This is a genomic window from Clostridioides sp. ZZV14-6345 (assembly GCF_020657775.1).
In the GTDB taxonomy this organism is placed as follows: domain Bacteria; phylum Bacillota; class Clostridia; order Peptostreptococcales; family Peptostreptococcaceae; genus Clostridioides; species Clostridioides difficile_D.
Map to the genome: position 1 here is coordinate 17,306 of NZ_JAGWCX010000041.1, position 20,935 is coordinate 38,240.

A 20,935-nucleotide genomic window follows, 5' to 3' on the forward strand; every position below is an offset into this window, starting at 1 on the left:
TGTAAGTGAATAAAATTTTATTAAAAAAATCTCTAAATTATTATAATTAAAAAATATCCACCTTCTTAAGTATATCATGCATACATACCAAACCCAAACAAAAAATTACGCCAATTATTCCTTTTACTTGGATTCCAATAAAAATCGCAGCTAGCGTAGCTAATGGATTTAGTCCAACATTTACTGATACTAGTTTAGGTTCAAGTATTTCTCTAATTAAAGATAAGGTAAAAAATATTATAGTCATACTTATAGCTATAAAATAATTTTTTATAAGAAAATAGTAAACAATTATTGGAAAGTATATTGTTATTATCCCAAGAAATGGAATTAAATCCATTAAAGCTCCTACAAACCCTACTATTAGACCATATTTCAATCCAAATAAAACAAAACTTCCCCAGATTGCAAAAAATGTTATAGCCATTAGTATTGTATAGGCCCTTATATATCCAACAAGAGAAATACCTGCCTCTTTTTTTACATTTTTCACCTTATTTCTGACATCAACAGTAAACATATCATAAAAACCATTTTCAATCTTATCTAAGTCTTTTGCTATAAAATATGTAGCAATAAACAAAGTAATTATAAATATTATAATGTATGGAATAGAAGTAGCCAGTCCAAGTATACTAGTAAGAAGATTTTTTGTAATTTGCATTACTTCTCCACTGAATTTATTTACTAATTGTTCTACATCAAAGTTGGCTATTTCTTGAAACGATTTCATAAAGTCATTTATCTTATTTAAGAAATACATAATATTATTGCTTATATCCTCAGGGTTAGCAGATATATTATTTAAAAATCCCATTAATTCTTTTACTGAATTTATTACTATGATTGTAGTAACTGTACTAACTACAGCTACTGCAAGAAAACTTAAAACGAGTGTAGATATACCTTTGTTTATATGGAACTTGTTTTCTAATTTTTGCGATATAGGATTAATCATAAGCGCTATTATACCACCTAAAAAAAATGGAGCTATGTATGGAAAAGCTTTGTAAATAAAAACGAATGACAATGTATATATACAAAAAAAGATAGTGTTATTTTTTAACTTATATAAAAAATTACTTTCTAATATGCTCATCTTAAAATCTCCTTTCTTCTAATTTATATTTTTATTTTGTCCATTTCATACTAGTTTTATTTGAATATAAAATAAAAATAAGTGCATGAATATAAAAGTTAGCTTCTATATTCATGCACTTAAGATAAATTTAAGAACATTATTACATTATGTATATATTCTTATTTTTTTAATTCTATTTTTTTCGATACTTTCTATACAAAATCTTATATTATCGACTTCAATTACTTCATTCTCTTCTGGCAATCTGCTTAAGTGCCCAATTATAAATCCACCTATAGAATCAAACTCCTCAGATTCTAAATTTACACCAATAAGTTCATTGACATCACCAATTTTAGTACTTCCATCTACAATATACTCATCTTCTTTTATAACTTGTATTTCATCTTCTTCTTCATCATATTCATCCTCTATATCTCCAACAATTACTTCTACTAAATCTTCTATAGTTAAAAGTCCAGATGTTCCACCATACTCATCTACAACTATAGCCATCTGGCTTTTTTCAAGTTTCATCTCTTCAAGAAGTTGTGTTATTTTTTTGAACTCATATGTGAAAAAAGGCTCTCTCATATAATTTTTAATATCAAATGACTCTATTTCTTCATCAGATAAAAATATAATATCTTTTATATTAAGTATTCCTACAATATCATCTATAGTTTCTTCATACACAGGCATTCTACTTAGTTTTTCAGTCTTAAATACCTGTATTATCTCATCATAACTATCTTCCATATCTATAGCTACCATATCTATTCTTTGTATCATTGCATTTTTAGCTTGCATATCTCCAAATTCAAATACATTGTTTATGATTTCTCTTTCTTCCATTTCAAGGACGCCTTCTTCATGACTTACATTTACCATAGTCTTTAATTCTTCTTCAGTTATGAATGATTTAGCTCCTTTGTTTGTTATACCAAGTAATTTAAATATAACATTTGTGATTATGTTAAATATCCATACTATTGGTCTTAATACAAATATAATTGCTTTTATAGGTTTAGATACCAATAGAGAAACCTTTTCTGAATTACTTGCTGCTATTGTTTTTGGAGTAATCTCACCAAATATTAATACTAATACTGTCATAACAGCTGTAGCAAGTGCAACTCCTTTTTCTCCCATTAATCCTATAAATAAAGATGTTGATATGGATGTTGCTGCTATATTTACGACGTTATTTCCAACCAATATAGAACTTAAAAGTTTATTTGGATTTTCTATTAATGAACTTACTAACTTAGCTCCTTTAACTCCTTCATCTTGCATATATCTGATTCTAATTTTACTCAACGACATTAAAGCCGTTTCAGATGCTGAGAAAAATGCAGACCCCATAAGTAATACTATTAAAAATATAATCTGAATCAAATTATTGGGCGATTCCAACACTTACCACACTCCTACTTACATGTTTTTATATTAATATTAATTATAAATAACTTTAATATTAGTTTTAATTATATCACAATTATATATTTTTTGGAAATATTAGATAATATATTCAATTAACACATATTTTTTAACTATATTCAATTTTTACTTTTGAGCCTATTCCAGCCTCACTAGATGAAACTAATAGCTTAACAGGAACTCTATTTTTAAGTTCCTCGACATGACTTATTATACCCACACTTAGATTATTACTATGCAATCTTTCCAATGATTCTATAACAATTTCTAAAAGTTCACTATCTAATGAACCAAAACCTTCATCTAAAAAGAAGAATTCTAGTGGTGCACTTCCCTTTAATTGTATTTGAGATGAAAGAGCAAGTGCTAGTGATAGAGAAGTTAAGAATGTCTCTCCGCCAGATAGAGTATCAATGCTTCGTCTTTCTCCTCCATTAAAGTTATCTCTCATTACAAAATTTAGTGTAGAGTCAATTTCAAGTGCATATCTTCCTTTTGTTATTCCATCTAATCTTTTTGATGCTTCCAAAGCTATATATTTTAATTGGTTTGTAGAAACATATTCTACAAATTTATTTCCTTGTATACATTTATCTAGTTCTTCCAATAAGTCTACATTGTGTTCAACTACTTTAAGCTCTTTATTAAAATCATTTATCTTATCTAAAGAGTTTTTTAATGTTATTAATTTATTTTGATTAGCTCCAATATCTTTAGATATATTTCCTATTTCTACTTTCAGATTATAAATCTCATCTTTTAATTGTTCAAAGTACTCCTTCTTTATAGTTCTTCCATTTAACTTTTCTTTTGATGACTTTATTTTAAATGATAATAACTTTTGCTCTTCTTCATGCTCTAATATCTCTTCAATCAATTTTTTTGTTTCATCAGCATCTAATAAAGCTCTCTTTACTACATATATGCTTTCAAATTTATTTTCTTCTAATAGTTTATTTAGTATTGCTTTTTGTTCTTTATATTGTTCCTTAGCCGTTTTAAGCCTTCCATCTATATTGTGTTTTTCAGCAATATTCTTTTCATATTCTAATCTTTGCTCTTCCAATTTTTTCTTACTTGTTTCTTCTTGTTCTAATATCTTACATATATTTTCTTCAACATTATGTAAAAGATTTTTAGCTAAATCACCTTTCGTTATGTTAATAACGTCTTTATACTTATTATCTCTATGCAATTTTTTTTCTACATATAGTTCTCTAGCCTTTATTAGCTCTATCTCTATTTCATGTAGTTTACTTTCATTTTCTCTTATTTTAACATCCAATAAGTCTCTATTTTTTAATAAATTTGAATACCCAGTGCTTAGTAATTCTAATTTTTTTTCATTCTCTCTTATTTCTTCTACTTTTGACAATAAATTAGAAACTTTGGTAATTGTCTTTAGTCCTATATACTCCTGTTTAAGTTTTTTACATTTATTTTCTAAACCTTCTATATCTGTATTTAAATCTCTTGTTAATTTCTTATAGTTATTCAAACTTTCTTTTACTTTTAATTCTTCTTTTTCAATTCTATTTTTTTCTTCTTTAGCTAATGTTACTTTATTTTCCGTATCCTCTTTCTCTTTCTCCCAATCTTGAATATTAGACTTTAACAAAGCAAGCTTTCTTTGCTCATCATCAAGTTTTTTTAATAATTGGCTAGATGGAATATCCCCTAGTTTGCCCTTTACATCTTCAAGTTCTTTAGTCTTCATTTTTTCTATAGATAAATATCCACTTACTTTAGCATTTAATTCCTCTATATTGTTTCTTATACTTATTTTTTCTTTTTCTAATTTTTCAAGTTTTTCTTTAACAAAAGCTATATTCTCATCATATTTAGTTATATTATGATTTTCATGGTATTTTGACCCACAAACTGGGCAAGGCATATTTTCTTTTAATTCACGTCTAAGTTCAGAGGCTAAATTTAAATATTTTAGTTCTTCTAACTCTTTTTCTAGGTCTTCTCTATTCTTTCTATTATTTTCAAGTTTTTCATTTAGTAAATTTATTTCTCTTTCAGTATTAAACTTACTTTCAAGTACTATCTTCAATTCATCCTGTATACTATTTTTCTTAATTTCATTTTCTTTGGTATTATTTGCTTTATTTCTTAATTCAGTTACATATTCAGATTTTAAAAGTAAATCTGCGCTCTTACCAGGACATTTTTTAAGAAGAACATCTAAGTGAAGAGATAAATTTTCTAAATTGCATTTTATATCATTTTTATCTTTATCAATATATCTGACTTTTAAATTTATATCTTCTGTCTCTTTGAGTATTTCTTCTTGTTTATTTATTTTTTGATTTTTCTCTTGTAACACTTTATTGTAATCTTTCTCATATTCATAGGCTAAAAATATTTTCTGCTTTAATTCTGCACTTATATTTACTTTATCAATTTTTCCTTCAACTTCTTTTATAGACTTATTAACTGAATCTCTTCTAGATTCAGACTCTTGTTTTACCTTTTCTAACTCCACTTTATTCTTATTTAAATTAATTCCATTTTCTTTTAACTCTTTTAATTCTTTATCTAGTAAAACTAATTCTTCTTCTAATTTTATCGCTTGTTGTAATCTAATTTTTTCCTCACTTAATTTAGGTACTTCTTCATTTTTAATTCTACTTATTTTTTCATATCTACTTTTTATGACTTCAAGTTCTTGATTTAATATAATCAATTTCTTTTCTAAATTGCTTACTGTAAAGCTATCTTCATTTATTTTTTTTTCTAGATTTTGAACTGAACCTATGTATGGGTCTACTTTTCTTGCATTGCCATCATTTTCTACAAGAGCAATCTTTTCTTTTATCTCACTACTTTTTAAATTAAGTTCATTTTTTCTAAGCTCATTTTTCTCTAATTTTAATTGTTCTTCATATACTACTTTACTCTCTTCGTAAGATTTCTGAGCTAAATCTAAAGCATTATTCTTCTCTTTTTCTAATTTTTTTAACTCTATTAACTCTTGATTTATGTTATTGTATACTTCATCTGTAATTCCATCATATTGACTTAATTTTGATTTCAAATCTTTTAAATTTTGTAAATGTAGATTTTTTCTCTTTTTTACTTTTTCTCCAAGGCTTCTTCCATATTTCTCAAGATTGAAAATTCTTTCTAGCATGTCTCTTCTGTCTGCACGTGACAACCTTAGAAACTCATTAAATTTATCTTGTGGTAAAACTACTGACCTAGTAAAATCATTTGCTGTTAATCCTACAACCTGAGCTACTTTTTCATTTACTTCCACAACCTTATCAGCCAAAACATTTTTAGTATTGTCATTCAATACTTCTATTAATCTAGCATTGGAAGTCTTTGTTCCTGTTTTACTTCTAGCAATAGTTCTGTCTACAATGTATCTTCTTCTGGTGTTTTTGCTTCCTATTTCAAATTCATATGATATAATTGCTTTATCACACACACTATTTATATATTCTTTTGTATTTCTGGATATATTTCCATACATAGCAATCGTTATGGCATCTAAAATTGTAGATTTTCCACTTCCAGTAGTTCCAAATATCCCAAATAAACCTCTTTCAATTAGTTTTTCAAAATCTATAACTTGTTTATCAATATAGCTATTAAGCCCTGTAAGTTCTAATCTAATTGGTCTCATCTTCTGATTCACCTTCTTCACTTATTATATCTAGAAATAAATCCATAAGCTCACCTTTTGGCTCTACACCTTTACTAAAAGAATAAAATTCTTTAAATAACTCTGCCATAGACTTTTCTTTTATATCTACACCTTCTTGTTCATAACAAGATGTTATTATTGGCTTTATTTCTATTATATCTTTTAATAGTTCCTTCATTTTTTTAATTTCATTCTGTGATATTATCTCATCAGTATTTATTTCAAAGTATGACCAAATATCTTTATCTTGATTTTGCTCACATATAACTAAGGCCTCTTCTATTCCATTACATTTAAATACTTCTATAGGTTTATAATTATTAAAGTATACTTCCTCTATTATCGGTTTTTCACCAGCTTTTATATCCACTATGTATGCACCCTTAGTATATGCTCTTTCATCCTTACTATATTGAAGTGGAGAACCAGAATAGTATGCATTTAAACGTTCAGAAGCTTTTTGTTGTTTATGTAAATGCCCCAATGCAGTGTATTGAGCCTTTTCTGGTAAGTCTTTTCTCTCAACCAAAAAGCTACCTCCAAGTTGTATAGGTCTTTCTGATTCAGTACTCTCTCCACCTATTACAAATATATGTGATACTGCTATATTTATAGTATCACTTCTAAAATTTTCTTCTAGATTTCTAAATATATCTCCTACTTTTTCAGAATAATTTTTTTGTTTTTCTAAATCATCTTCACTTGAAAAAACCTCATTTAACCTTTTTTCACTTGGATAAGGCAATGTAGCAACTACAACACTTTCTCCATTTATATTCAGTGTTGTGCATCCTTGTGTTGCATCTGTTATTTCAAACCCTTTATACTTAGCTTCTATCGTAGCACTTAATGGATAACCAAATATAAGTATCCCTTGTTCATGTGCTAGAGGTGTTATTGCAGAAAGTCTCTCTGGATTATCATGATTTCCTGAAATTATTAATACACATCTTTGACCATTATTGGCAAGTCTTGATACAGTCTGATAAAACAATTTTTCTGCTTGTGCTGGAGGATTAGAAGTATCATATATATCTCCAGCAATTATAATCATATCTATTTCATTTGATTCTACTATTTTTATAAATTCCTCACAAAACTTTGCCTGTTCTTCAATTCTAGAATGGCCCTCTAGGGATTTCCCTAGATGCCAATCTGATGTATGAATAAATCTCATCTTTTTCTCTCCCTCTATCTTTATGTTTAATTTATATAAAAACTAATAACAAACAGCTTCATCAACACCAAATAAATATATACATTTTTCTTTTACTGACTTACCAGTTAAAGTTTCAATAACATCTGCATATAAATCTAACTGTTTTTTATATTTCTCTATTATTTGATTTATATTTTCTTCATTTACAAAGTCGGTTTTATAGTCTACTAAAACTATTTGATTATCTTCTTCAAAATAAGCGTCAACTATACCTCTTAACATGACACTTTCTTTATCATAAAGTTTTTTATCATCATTTTTTATAAGTTTTTCATAAATATATATATCTTTCATATTCACTTGTGCATAAATTGATTTTTCTCTATTTATAAGTTCAGCATTCAACATTCTTTTTCCTATGTCAGAAGCAAAAAATTTATATATTTTATATGGATTTACTATACTAGCTTGCTTTTCTGTTATTATATCTTTTGAAACAAGACCTTTTATTTGCGATTTTATATCATTTACACTACTTACTTTTTTTAAATCTAAAACTTCCATAACTAAATGGACTATTGTACCTCTTTCTGCCCCATTTATTTTTTCTCTTTCTTCATCATTTTGGATAAATAGAGGTTTTTTCAAGGTTACCTTTTGTTCAAATATAGTATTTATCAACTCTTCTTCATAATTATTTTGTATCTTTTTTATCTCTGTAACAGATATACTAGCAGGTTTTCTTGTACTAAATTCATATGGGTACACATAGTTTAATTTTTCTTTTATTTCATTATAATAATCGCTGTCAGGAGTATTTACGTCTATTTTTTCAAGAATTTCTTCAATACTTTCATTTTCTTCACTTATTTTCTTTTCTACTAAAATATCATTCTTATTCCATAACTTTCCATACCATTTTGAATTATGTTCAACACTAAATACTGGGTCTAATCCTACATCACCCAATAAATTAGACAAGTCCTTGTGTTTTAATATACAAGGCATTATCCAATCTAGAAAATTTTTACCTTTTAATATCTCATATTGTGATATTGCATCTATACTTTCAATCCCATTTAGCCATCTTTTTATACTATCTTGTATATTTCTAGTAGAACCGGTTATAATCAATTTTTCTTTTGCTCTTGTAAATGCTACGTATAAAACTCTCATCTCTTCTGACAAATTTTCTATATTTATTTTACTTTTTAATGCTTCCTTAGCTATACTTGGAAAAGAAATCCGTCTCTCGTAATCTACAAATTGAGGTCCATACCCTAAATTATGATGGTATAAAATACTCTTTTTAAAATCTTGAGTATTGAAATTTTTCCCCATTGCAGAACATATAACTACTGGAAATTCTAGTCCTTTACTTTTATGAATACTCATTATTCTAACAACATTTGCATTTTCACCAAGTGTTTTTGCACTTCCCATATCAGAACTAGATTTTTTTAATTTCTCTATAAAATTTACAAAGTTGAATAGCCCTTTAAAACTAGTCTCTTCAAACTGTTTTGCTCTCTCAAACAACACTTTTAAATTAGCTTGTCTTTGACTTCCACCTGGTAATGCCCCAACATAAGCATAATATCCAGTTCTGGTATATAAATACCATATAAATTCATCTGTACTCATGTACATTGATTTTTCTTTAAATTCCTTTAGTTTAATTAAAAAATCTTTACTTTTGTTTATACATTCTTCACTTGGTATAAATTCAGAATTATTTCCATTTTGAGAATCTGTAAACTCATCATACTCTGATGTACTTTGCAAAACTTCATAAAAAGTTTTATCTTTGCTCTGAATTCTAATATCAATCAAATCCTCTGGTGTAAAGCCAAATATAGGCGATTTTAATACAGATATAAGAGGTATATCTTGCATTGGATTATCTATTATTTGAAGTAATGACAATATTGTTTTTATTTCAATTGTATCAAAATATCCCACTCCAACATCAGCATAAGTTGGTATATCCATATTCATCAATTCATCTGCAAACACAGGAGCCCATGTAGATGTAGCTCTTAAAAGAATCACTATATCTCTAAATTCCACAGGTCTATATCCATCAATTCCCTTATCATAGACCTTTTGAATTTTTCCATCTTCATTAACTTTCATTAAATCTTTGATAATCTTTCCAACCATTCTAGCCTCAAGTTGTATATTATCTAATTTTTCTTCTTCTTCTAATTCATTTTCTTCGTTATTAGCACTATCATCTTTATTATTTATAATATCCTCATCAAGTTTATTATCTTTTTGTATAAGGTGTATCTCTGTTGCTCCACCAACAATAGACTTCTCATCTGTATCAAATTTAAAATCTGCACCCAAATTGAGTCTTTCTTTTTCTGTATATTCAATTTCTCCTATATTCTCATTCATTATATTTTCAAATATATAATTTACAGCATCTACAACTTCTTCTCTACTTCTAAAGTTTTTATAAAGCATTATTTTTCTATGGGGACTTCCCTTTTTATCATTATAGTTATTATATTTTTGTAAAAATAATTCTGGCTTTGCTTGTCTAAATCTATATATACTCTGCTTTACATCACCAACCATAAATCTATTTGGAATTTCTGTATTAGCTACAGCTTTAAGTAGGACTTCCTGTACTAGATTACTATCTTGATATTCATCTATAAATATCTCATAAAATTTATTTCTATATCCCACTGCTATATCAGAAGGTATAATATTACCATTTTCATCTAGATTTGTGAGTATATTTAAGGCAAAATGCTCTATATCATTAAAATCTATTATTCCTTTTTCTCTTTTCTTGTTGCTATATTCCTCTTCAAATCTCAGTACAATATTAGATATTGGTTTAACTATATTATAAAGATATTTTATTTCTTCCTTGATAGAATCATTATCTTTGTTGAATGTAGCATTTACTATATTTTCTAAAGATTTCTTAGTCTTATCTCTCATAGTTTTTGCCTTTTCTTTTGATTCTTTTATATATGAAGGAGCATCCTTGGGAATTCTTTTTACTCCTTTTACATAATTTTCAAAAGACATACTTGCCATCTTTTTATATGCCTCATTCCAAGACTGATTGCACGCTTGTGAAATATCGACTATTTTTTTATACTCAATAGATAACTTTTCTGCAAAAGTTTCTAATTCTTCTATTGATTCAACCTCTTTTAATGCCTTTTCCATGTTTAGACAAAGACCATTAATTTCTATTTTTACAGTATCTAGTATAGCTCTAGCCCAAATAGACTGTGAAAAATCAAAATTTTCGTCAATATTAAATCTTTCTGCTGAATCAATCAACCATTTTTTAGGTTCAGGAGAAGCCATTGCAAATGAATATATTCCCAATATAATTTCTTGTACTTCTTTATCTCCTCCTCTTTCAGCATAGCTTTCAACTAAATTTAAAAAGCCCTCATCTCTTTCTTCATATAAAATTTCAAATACTTCCTCTATTGCTTCTTGTTTCAAAATAACACATTCAGTTTGGTCCCCTATTCTGAAATTAGGGTCTAAGTTTATTCTATGAAAATTTGATTTTATAACATCTAAACAGAATGAATGTATTGTTGTAATACTAGATTTATTTAATAGAACAAGTTGATTTTGTAAATGTTTATTTTCTGGATTTTCATCTAAGGCTTTTCCTATAGCATCCCCTATTCTCTCTCTCATCTCTGATGCAGCAGCATTAGTAAATGTAACAACTAATAGCTTATCTATATCAATTGGATTTTCTCTACTTGTTATCATTTGAATTATACGCTCAACTAGCACTGCTGTTTTTCCTGACCCAGCAGCAGCTGCAACCAATAAATTACAGTCTCTACTTTCTATGACTTCTAGTTGCTCTTTTGTCCATTTAGGAGAACTCATTAATTAACATCTCCTTTCATCATTTTTATTATCTCTTCGTTGCTCTTATTATTTAAATTTTTATATTTATTATCCTTCATAGTTGAATCAAATTGGCATATAGCTGAGTAATCACAAAAGTCACATGATGTTCCATCTTTATGTTTATATGGAGCTATACGTATTTCTCCACTTAGCATTTCTTCACATAAATCCTTTATAGCATGCTTTACATATTTTCTAAGTAATTTAAAATCCTCATAGGTTACTGCTGAAGTGCTTTTACCCACATTTCCATCCTTAGTAAGACCTACTGGTATTACTAAAGAGTTTTTTCTTTCTCCATCTATTAATGATTTATCCATCTCTTTTATTATGTGAGAGTCTTTTACTACAAGCCCCTTCATTCTAAGCTCTTTTAATATTGCTTCTTGTATTTCTGCATCATCTTTATCTTCATTAAATTTTGCTATTGGATTATTTATTCTACAATATAATATTGCAGCTGGATTTATATTTATATTTTCACCTTTTACACTTTCAAGGATTGCATCTAAATACACAAGCAATTGTAATTGTAGACCATAATATATTTCTGTTAAACTTATGGACTTATTGCCTGATTTATAATCGACTATTCTTATATATTTATTTTCTCCCTCTTCAAATTCATCAACTCTATCTATTTGTCCAACTAAATTTACTTCTTGTCCATTTTCTAATACTATTTTTATAGGAGGATATTTTCCGTTATTGCCAAATTTAACTTCATAATCTATTGGTTCAAATGAACCTTGTTTTATTTGCTGACTAATTATATTTATAGCAGTTGTCAACATATTCTTTAATCTATATGCAAGGTATTTATATCTTTCAGAACTATTTAATATATATCCTGGTATCTTTAAAATTATTTCATCAACTATTATACCTATCTTTAATTCTATATATTTTTCATCAATATATCTCCAAGATAAATTGTCTTGTGAAAGCTCTTTTGAAAACCTATCTAAAATATTGTGAATGAAAGTTCCTAAATCTGGTGGTGTAAATGAATACTCTTTACGTTTTCGAGCTTTTAGACCATATTGTATAAAATAAGCAAATGGACATTCAGCATATTTTTCAAGCCTAGATATACTAAGAGAATTACTTTTATACAATGACCTTATTTTCTTCTCTTCAATCTTATGAACTTGATTAGTATAACTAAGACCTTTTATAACTTTTTTTGTTATGGAACTATACATTTCATCCTTTAGATAATATCTATATATATCTAGCCAAATACTGTTAACATCTTCTTTACTATAGCTATTACTGTCATAATTTTTTATTACATTTATAAGCTCATTAAATGTAGGTGATTTAACAGTTATATTTTCAAGTATGTCTTCATCAGTTTTTTTATATTCTTCTACTAGATAACTTTTATTTTTTACATTTGGAAATATCTTTTTAAGTCTTGATATAATTATCGATGGTCTAAGTGTCTTACCCTCATGGTCAGATATTGGATACGTTATAATTAAATTCTTAGATGTCGAAGTAAGGGCTTTATATACTAAAAACTGTTCTTCAAAACTTCTAGTTTTACTATCAATATCAACTTCGATTCCTTTGCTTCCAAGACTTTCTCTATCATTATCACTCAATATTCCACTATCCTTTGTAATCAGAGGAAATACACCATCAGTAGTTCCAATTAGGTATAAATATTTGGTATCTGGATTTTTCATTCTATCCACACTACTTACAAGTACCTGGTCTATACTAGGAGGAACTAACCCTAATTCATATTCATCAAAACCTAAAGTTATTAGTTTTATAAATTTTTCTAAAGAAATTATTTCATCACCCATAAGTTCCACCATTTGGTCTAAGATATCCACTACTATGTCCCAAACTTGTGAGTATTGATTTGCAACATCAAGTTCTCCTTTATCCTTAAAGTTTAATATTAAACTTTCTATAGTTTCTGGCATATTTATATCTAATAAAAATTCATATATATATTTACATATTTCTTTTACTCTATTTTTTCCTTTTAATTTGTCTTGTAAGGTATTTATTGGCTCTAGTACTCTATTTTTTATTTTATTTATTCTATCTTTTAATTCCAGTTCAAATTCACTTTCTTCACTGGAAATACTTTGTGTTATTTTATAATCCCATTTTTCATCAAACCACTTCTTACCTTTAATCCCATTAGCCAGCACATAATTTTCTAGTAAGCTTATATCATCATTATTAATTCCTATAAGTCCGCTTTTTAAATACCTAAACATAGTTTCATATCCATATCGCCTATTCTTCATTTCTAAAGCTGAAATAATTAAGATAACTATTGGGTTACTTTTTGCTTCTCTCTTCTTATCTATAAAGTTTGGTATATTATATTCATTAAATATAGAATGCACTAAAAAATCATATCTATTTAAATCTCTTGTAGCAATGGTTATATCTCTATATCTGACATTTTTATCTCTAACCAAATGTACAATTTCTCTGGCTATTTCTTCTACCTCTGAATATAAATTATTAAACTCTTTTATTTTTATATTTTCAGTTGGATTTGAATATATTTTATATGGATAAGCATTATAAAACTTTTCTAAGTGTTGTAGCTCTTTAATTCCTTCAAACCTTTTTATAACACCTGTATTTAAATTTACTTGTGGTAGTATTTTTATTCCTTCTTCGTTGCACAATTGAGTTAATTTTGAATAGGTAAATTTCGTTCTAGAAAATACATCAGCTTTGCTATACCCAGTATAATTAACATCATCTACAGTCAAAGAAATATTAACATTTTTAGACTTATTTAATATACTCTTTATGACATTGTACTGATTTGGTGTAAAACCTGTAAATTCATCTATATAAACACAAGCTCCATCTAAATAACTGCTTAATTCGATTCTATTTGCCAATGAAATTAACATATCTTGAGCATCCACGTAATTTTCATGTAACTTATCTTCAAAAGAATTATATATTTTACTTATATCTTTTAATTTTAGACTTAAAGTTTCATCATCTAATTCCCCAGATATATTTTCTAACATCTCAGGGCTTATATTATACTGTTTCATTTCTGATATCATATCTGTAATTGAACTTACAAAACCAGATTGTGACTTTGATTTTGAAAACACATTTAATTCTTCACTTACATCTTCAATCGCTCTATATACCATCATTGCTTTTCCACTAGAATTTATATTTACATCTGTTAATCCTCCTGCTTGAGAAAAAACTATATTACTAAGCGTTTTAAAACTAAGCACCCTAACTCTCAAATACTTATCTTTTTCTTTTCCTAAAAATAGTCTACTTACCCTATTTTCAGCCTCAAATGTGTACTGCTCTGGAACTAAAAGTATAATTGATGTCGTTTCATTTTTTTGAGCTTCTTTTTTAATTTCATCTAGTATATAGGTGGATTTTCCACTTCCACTTCTACCTAATACAAACCTAAGTCCCATAAATTTCCGCCTCCAAAATACTATAATCTATTTCTTTACCATTACATAACTTATTAAATTCACAATATTTACAATGCTTTTTATTTCTATAGTACATACGTTCTTCTTTATTATATACCTTTTCTATATTATTGTATAGATTGTCTTCGTATGTATGTTCTTCATAATTAGTATTCTTTATCATACTTATATAATTTTGAATTTTATTTTTATTTGCTTCATGTTTTTCATCATCATATGAAATGTTGATTGGTGAATCATCAAATTCAGGTTGATAATACCTCATCTTTATATCTTTAACATTTATGTCTATTTTTAAAACTTTCGGTATTACTTCTTTGGCTAAAAACATATAAACAATTGTTTGTATTCTACTTTCTACATTTTTATAGTCAATCTTTTTGGACTCAGTTTTCCAATCCCATATCTCTATATCGTCTTTTCCAATTATAACTAAATCATACTTTGCCTGTATTGTATCCCCATTTAAAGTCATCCTTACTTCATATTCTGGCAGATAAGTTTTATCTTCTTCAATAGGAACAACTTTTTTTATATTTTCAATCCACTTTAAAAATTTTTTACCATTTTTATCGTCCTCATTAAAATAGATTCCAAGAGGTATATTACTAAAATATCTTTCACAAATTAAATGAAAATCTCTTCCTGTTTTTAAACTCTCATAATACTCCCTACTGCCAATATCATCATTTTTCCAATTTATCCCATCAATATACTTATATTTAAATTTTAATGGACATGATTTATATGTGCTAATTGAATTTTGACTATAAGAAAAATATTTTAATTTGTCATTCATTCATATCACTTCTCTCTTAACTTTATTTTTTCATAACTATTTACTATATATATTGTTCTAGCCTCTTTTTAGCAATACATTAAGCAATATATTAATAAACTCATTACATATTAATTTGACCTCTTTTCAATAATATGTCGATTAAGTCTACTTAAATATATACATGGTTTTTGCTCTTTTCTCTTGTTACCTATATCACTTTCATCTCTATAAGCACTTCCTGAAAGTACCAACATCTCCTTTGCTCTAGTGATTCCTACATATAAAAGTCTAATCTTTTCATTTATAGAGTCAATCTTAGTTTTATGAGCATAATTAGTTGAAATACTTCCTTTTATTATAGCTTCTATTTCTGATTTAATAATTGCCATAGGATTTTTGTATTTTTCTTTTAAATACCATTTATCACTCTGAAATTTTTGATTGATATTGTCAGGAAAATTATATTCAATAAGACCTAGTAAAAACACACAATCCCATTCCATACCTTTTGATTTATGATAATTACATAGTGTTATACTACCAGGCTCTGGTTCATATCCATTTATCTCATATACTACATCTATTATGTGATTGAACACCTTATTTTTTACATCAAACAATAAATTATATACATCTTCTAAATCCATATATATATTTTCTGATACTAGATACTTTATATAAAAAGATATATAATCAAGTACAGCTTTATCTTCTTTTTCTAAATTAAGTTTTTTACCAATAAACAAAACTAAGAGGTCTAACCTTATTATTGGATAATCTAATATATCTTTTATAATATCTACTCCTCTTTTGAAACTTAAGTATATCTCACTTTCTTCATTAATTGCTATTAAATCATTATCTAATTTACTAAATTCAAAGTTGTATATAATTTCTTCTGTCGAATAGTTTTTTAATGCTTCTAAAAAGTTTTTTTCTTCTGCTTCATTGTCAGTATTTATAAAAACCTTATCAAGTACATTTATTAATTTTTCTACATCATCACAATTTAGCATAAACTCAATAATAGATGCTATGTTGTTTATAACTTTTCTCTTACTCAAAGAATTTGGTCCTAATTCTTCAAAAGCTAGATTATACTCCCTAAGTTCTTTAGCAACTTGTGTAACTTGTTCATTAAATGGAACCAATACACCTATACTTTTATCTGGATACTTATTTTTTATACCTTTAACGTATTTAGCAGTTTGCTCTATTTCATTTTTCCAGCTCTCATACCACTTTACATTTATATTGTAATGTTCTGGATTAGGATTTTCTTTATACCCCATTCCATTTGGAACAGTCTTTATTTGCATATTCTCAAGAGCATGTCTACATTCTTCCTGTCTAAATTCCTTTGTAACATATTCTACAAGAGTATTTGCTAAATCAAGTATATCTTTTGAACTTCTATTTGACATATCCATCCTATAACAAAAATCGGCATTATTTATAAACGCTTTAAAAAACTTAGGGTCTGATGATGAGAATGTACCTGTTATACTCTGATTTATATCGCCGACTCTAACTAAATTTTTATTTTCACTAGATATAATTTTTATTATATTTCCTTGGATTTCATTTGAATCCTGACATTCATCTTCAAAGATGTATTTGTATCTAGTTTGAAACTTCTTTCTAAGTCCTTCATCTAAGCTTAAAGTCTTTTCTGCTAAAATTAATATATCATCATAGTCTAGTAATCCATTTTGCTTCAACTTTCTATCATATAATTTATATATTGGGAGAATAATTTTAAGCATTCCTTTGTGTCCTCTTGACAATATTTCTTCAAGCTTATCTGGAGAAATTCCCTTATACTTAAGTTCACTTATTGCATTTCCTGCAAATTCAAAAAAACCTCTTTCCCAAGCCTCAAGAGTTATTTCTTTCCAACGCTCATCTTTTTGCTCCTTTAAGAACCATCTAAAAGCTCTTTCTCCACCTTCAAATCTAAATCTATTTATACATTCATTTAATATGATGTTTTTTTGTAAATCATCAGCTATGTTAAAATCTTCACTTAGCATTACAACTTCTGGTTTTTCCTTTATTATTTTTACAGCTAAACTGTGTATAGTCATTACTTCATATGAACTAGTATCATCTATTTCATTCTCTTTTAAAATCTTCCTTATTCTACCTTTAAAATTATTTACAGCACTATTCATATATGTAAGAATTAATATTTTACCACCCTTATGTTTCTGTTCAAGTAATAATTTGGCAACTAAATTTGTTATTATAAATGTTTTTCCAGCACCTGGTACTGCTGGTACTGCCATAGTACCATTATCATAATTTATTATTGGCATCTGGTCTTCCCTATAATTTATATTAATCATAATTTTTATCTCCTTTATGTGAGATTTTTAAAAGTATACTATATAACATACTTTCTTGGATATAGCCATTAATCGCATACTCACTCTTATAAGCATAAATTTTCTTTGCATTTAATAACAAATTATATACAGTGTTGTATAGATAATATCTCTTATAATATTCTTCCATTTCATTTGTATAAACCTTTTTTTCCTCAAAAGATTTTCTAAGTACGATTAAGTTGCTTATATCTTTTTCTATTTTCATATTCCAAGCATTACTTCCTATATCCACCCATATTTGTATGCTCCTATCTATATTTGATGATATATACGAATAAGGAGTCGTTATTACTATTTTGTCTTTGGATTTAAATTCTTCTATGTCAACAACAGAGTAATAATCGTTTATTGTAGTCTTTAAAGCTTCTATAAATATCTTTTCTTTTTTCATACCAAGTATACCTATACTTTCGCTAAAAGACTCACTTTCAGCTATTATCTTTTTACATAACCCAACATTCTTTTTACCTTCTTTTAAACTTAACATTTTATCTATATAAAACTGAATTAAAAATTCATGTATTTTTATGTCACTTTTCTTCTTTTCCTCAATATATTGTAAAATATCACGATATTGACTATATCCATCTATATGATTAATATCTAAATGTCTTGTTTCATTAAAAATCTTAAATGCCTTTATCCTATTTATTTCTAAAAGAGTTTCTATAAAACTTAAATACTCTTCATCTTTTATAAAATCTAAATATCCATAAAATATACATGTAGCCACTACTAAGGCATTTCCATATGGATAATCTACAGCTTTTTTATCTTTCTTAGTATTAAAAACATCTATATTTTTTTCTATCAAAGAATCTTTAATTTGATACTCCAATATAGTATTGTTTATAGGAGATATAATTGCTATATCCCTTGGAGATATACCTTCTTCTATAAGAGAAATAATTTTTTTACTTATTAAATCTAACATTTCATTGTACAATTGGCTTGATTGATTTAATTCTATAGTTGCAGGTAATAAATATAAATCTTCTATTTCAATGTTCTTCTTTTTAATATGTTCTTCTTTAGATTTAATTTTTGATATTATCCTATCATTTATATAATTCATATCCACATTATTAAATGCAGAATAGTCCTTGCTATAATCAATATATATATAACTTTTCAATACATTGTTTAATGCTTCTGTTATAAAATCAACTTCTGCATTACTTGAACTTTCTAGGCTATCCACTATTATATATCTCACTTCTTTAAATAGTTTTTTTATATAGAAATCATCATTAAGTAGATACTGATTGTATAGATATACACTTAGTGCATTATCCAAAAGTGAATTTGATAGTAATGAATTTATATAATATGATATAATTTCATCCATCTGAGTGTATGAAAATCTATATATACTATCTTTATTTTTCTTTGATGAATATATTTTTTCTCCAATAAAATCAAAATCAATTAAATTAAATGCAGACTTATTTATATTATTCATTATGCTGTTAGCTATTGATTTATTTGTTCCTGTAATATCTTCAAAATACCCTTCTTGTATTCTTTTTTCCTTAACTTTTTGCACTATTAAATATTCACTTAAGCTATTTGATATAAATGTTGGAGATACAACTTTCTTACTTATTTCATCACACTTTTCTATTATTAATGGCCAATATTTCAATAATTCTTTTTTAACAAACCCTATATATGTTGTTATTTTCAATTCTTCACTATAATCTAATCTTAAAGACCTTTCATACATTATCTTTGTGTTATTGTTTGGTACTAATAAAAGAATACTTCTTGAATTATTCTCTGTTTTGTCTAACAATTCTCTATATTTATCTAAAGGTTCATTTCCATATTCTTTTAAACTGCTTTTTTCAAATAAATAATCCACATAATCACCTTCCTCAATTAAATTAAGTGTATATTATCTAATTATATCATATTGTGTATTTTACAAAATACAATCAAATTATTTCATTTAACTACAAAAAAAGACTCTATATACAGTCTTGCATTTATATATGCAAATGTATATACAGTCTTGCTATTGATACACTTATATTTCATTTTATGACTTTAATATAAATTTACAACTATAAATTTACATTACGCTTTTACATATCTTTATTTTTAGTTACTTTAATGATTCTTCTATTCCTTTAGCTATTTGTGTACCCATTTCTTTCACTTTTGCAGGTGAATTTATTAAACTCATATCTTTCTCATTATCCAAAAATGCACATTCTACAAGTACAGCTGGCACATTATTAGTTCTTAAAACGTATAAATAATCTTTTGTAGAGTCACTAAGAAGCACTCTTGTTTTTATTCCTCTATTTGTAAGTTTAAATTTCTCTAGAATTCTATTTAATATATTGGTAGCTACAGTCTTAGTAGTCCCTCCATTTTTATCTTTAAGTTTATAAAATACTTCTACACCATGACCTTGTTTATTCTTTGAGCCATTATAATGGATACTTGTAAATAAATCTGGTTTCAATGAATTAGATAGAGCAGTTCTAGCTCCAAGAGATAAAGTCTTATCTGTATCTCTAGTCATAATTACATTTATACCTTTTGAACGTAAATATTCAGTAGTTGCAAGTGAAGTATTTAAATTGTAATCTTTTTCAATCATTCCTCCAAATGAATTTCCAGGTGCTGAACCACCATGCCCTGGGTCAATCATAACTGTCTTAGCACCATTATTACTTCCTGGGTCTGGAGTTGTATTATGTTTAGATAATGATGATGCTATAGAACTCATTACCTTAGAAGTCAATCCTCCTCCTATTTTGTATACCTTATTAGCTGATTTAGCTTCTAAATTTTCTTTATGGTATGCAGACACATACGTTTTTGGTGTTATAAGTATTGGAGATTTTAAATTAGCAGCCAATGGACCTGCTGCTAAAGCATCAACAAGCACATCTGATTTAGCCACTAAAACAGCTTCTAATTCATCATCTGTATAGAATTTTTTTATTACATTTGCATTTGTCTCATGTCTATCTGCTCCGTATACTCTATTATTAGTAACACTCTCCTTAGTTATTCCATTTACCTTATTTATAACA

The 20,935-nt window shown here is 26.8% G+C and carries 10 protein-coding genes; all 10 read right to left on the reverse strand.

Annotated features, from left to right (window positions below):
- Positions 1 to 46: 46 nt before the first annotated feature.
- A complete protein-coding gene (ytvI, locus tag KGF39_RS12005; protein ID WP_227822478.1) occupies positions 47 to 1,099 on the reverse strand; it encodes a sporulation integral membrane protein YtvI in 1,053 nt (350 codons plus the stop codon).
- A 147-nt stretch (positions 1,100 to 1,246) separates the two neighbouring features.
- Entirely contained in the window at positions 1,247 to 2,500 is a 1,254-nt protein-coding gene (locus KGF39_RS12010; protein ID WP_054273090.1) for an HlyC/CorC family transporter, read from the reverse strand.
- A 130-nt stretch (positions 2,501 to 2,630) separates the two neighbouring features.
- Positions 2,631 to 6,158 (reverse strand): AAA family ATPase, encoded by a 3,528-nt coding sequence (locus KGF39_RS12015; RefSeq protein WP_227822479.1) that lies wholly within the window; start codon positions 6,156 to 6,158, stop codon positions 2,631 to 2,633.
- Positions 6,145 to 7,356, reverse strand: a complete 1,212-nt coding sequence (locus KGF39_RS12020) for an exonuclease SbcCD subunit D C-terminal domain-containing protein (protein WP_227822480.1) — start codon at positions 7,354 to 7,356, stop codon at positions 6,145 to 6,147. The genes KGF39_RS12015 and KGF39_RS12020 overlap by 14 nt, the downstream gene beginning before the upstream one ends.
- Before the next feature lie 42 nt (positions 7,357 to 7,398).
- Positions 7,399 to 11,226, reverse strand: a complete 3,828-nt coding sequence (addA, locus tag KGF39_RS12025; RefSeq protein ID WP_227822481.1) for a helicase-exonuclease AddAB subunit AddA — start codon at positions 11,224 to 11,226, stop codon at positions 7,399 to 7,401.
- Entirely contained in the window at positions 11,226 to 14,693 is a 3,468-nt protein-coding gene (gene addB, locus KGF39_RS12030) for a helicase-exonuclease AddAB subunit AddB (RefSeq protein WP_227822482.1), read from the reverse strand. Before addB ends, addA begins: the two co-directional genes overlap by 1 nt.
- Positions 14,683 to 15,513 (reverse strand): PD-(D/E)XK nuclease family protein, encoded by an 831-nt coding sequence (locus tag KGF39_RS12035; RefSeq protein ID WP_227822483.1) that lies wholly within the window; start codon positions 15,511 to 15,513, stop codon positions 14,683 to 14,685. The genes addB and KGF39_RS12035 overlap by 11 nt, the downstream gene beginning before the upstream one ends.
- Before the next feature lie 110 nt (positions 15,514 to 15,623).
- Positions 15,624 to 17,843: an ATP-dependent helicase gene (locus KGF39_RS12040; RefSeq protein WP_227822484.1), complete on the reverse strand. Its 2,220-nt coding sequence runs from the start codon at positions 17,841 to 17,843 to the stop codon at positions 15,624 to 15,626.
- Complete coding sequence (locus tag KGF39_RS12045) at positions 17,836 to 19,749, reverse strand: hypothetical protein (RefSeq protein WP_227822485.1); 1,914 nt, start codon at positions 19,747 to 19,749, stop codon at positions 17,836 to 17,838. The genes KGF39_RS12040 and KGF39_RS12045 overlap by 8 nt, the downstream gene beginning before the upstream one ends.
- A 243-nt stretch (positions 19,750 to 19,992) precedes the next feature.
- On the reverse strand, positions 19,993 to 20,935 hold a 943-nt coding region (locus KGF39_RS12050), incomplete at its 5' end, for an N-acetylmuramoyl-L-alanine amidase (protein ID WP_227822486.1).

Bases quoted from the DNA above. Each gene is read 5' to 3' on its own strand.
- KGF39_RS12020 (WP_227822480.1), bottom strand. From the start codon at position 7,356: ATGAGATTTATTCATACATCAGATTGGCATCTAGGGAAATCCCTAGAG.
- KGF39_RS12015 (WP_227822479.1), bottom strand. From the start codon at position 6,158: ATGAGACCAATTAGATTAGAACTTACAGGGCTTAATAGCTATATTGAT.
- addA (WP_227822481.1), bottom strand. From the start codon at position 11,226: ATGAGTTCTCCTAAATGGACAAAAGAGCAACTAGAAGTCATAGAAAGT.
- KGF39_RS12040 (WP_227822484.1), bottom strand. From the start codon at position 17,843: ATGATTAATATAAATTATAGGGAAGACCAGATGCCAATAATAAATTAT.
- KGF39_RS12035 (WP_227822483.1), bottom strand. From the start codon at position 15,513: ATGAATGACAAATTAAAATATTTTTCTTATAGTCAAAATTCAATTAGC.
- ytvI (WP_227822478.1), bottom strand. From the start codon at position 1,099: ATGAGCATATTAGAAAGTAATTTTTTATATAAGTTAAAAAATAACACT.
- addB (WP_227822482.1), bottom strand. From the start codon at position 14,693: ATGGGACTTAGGTTTGTATTAGGTAGAAGTGGAAGTGGAAAATCCACC.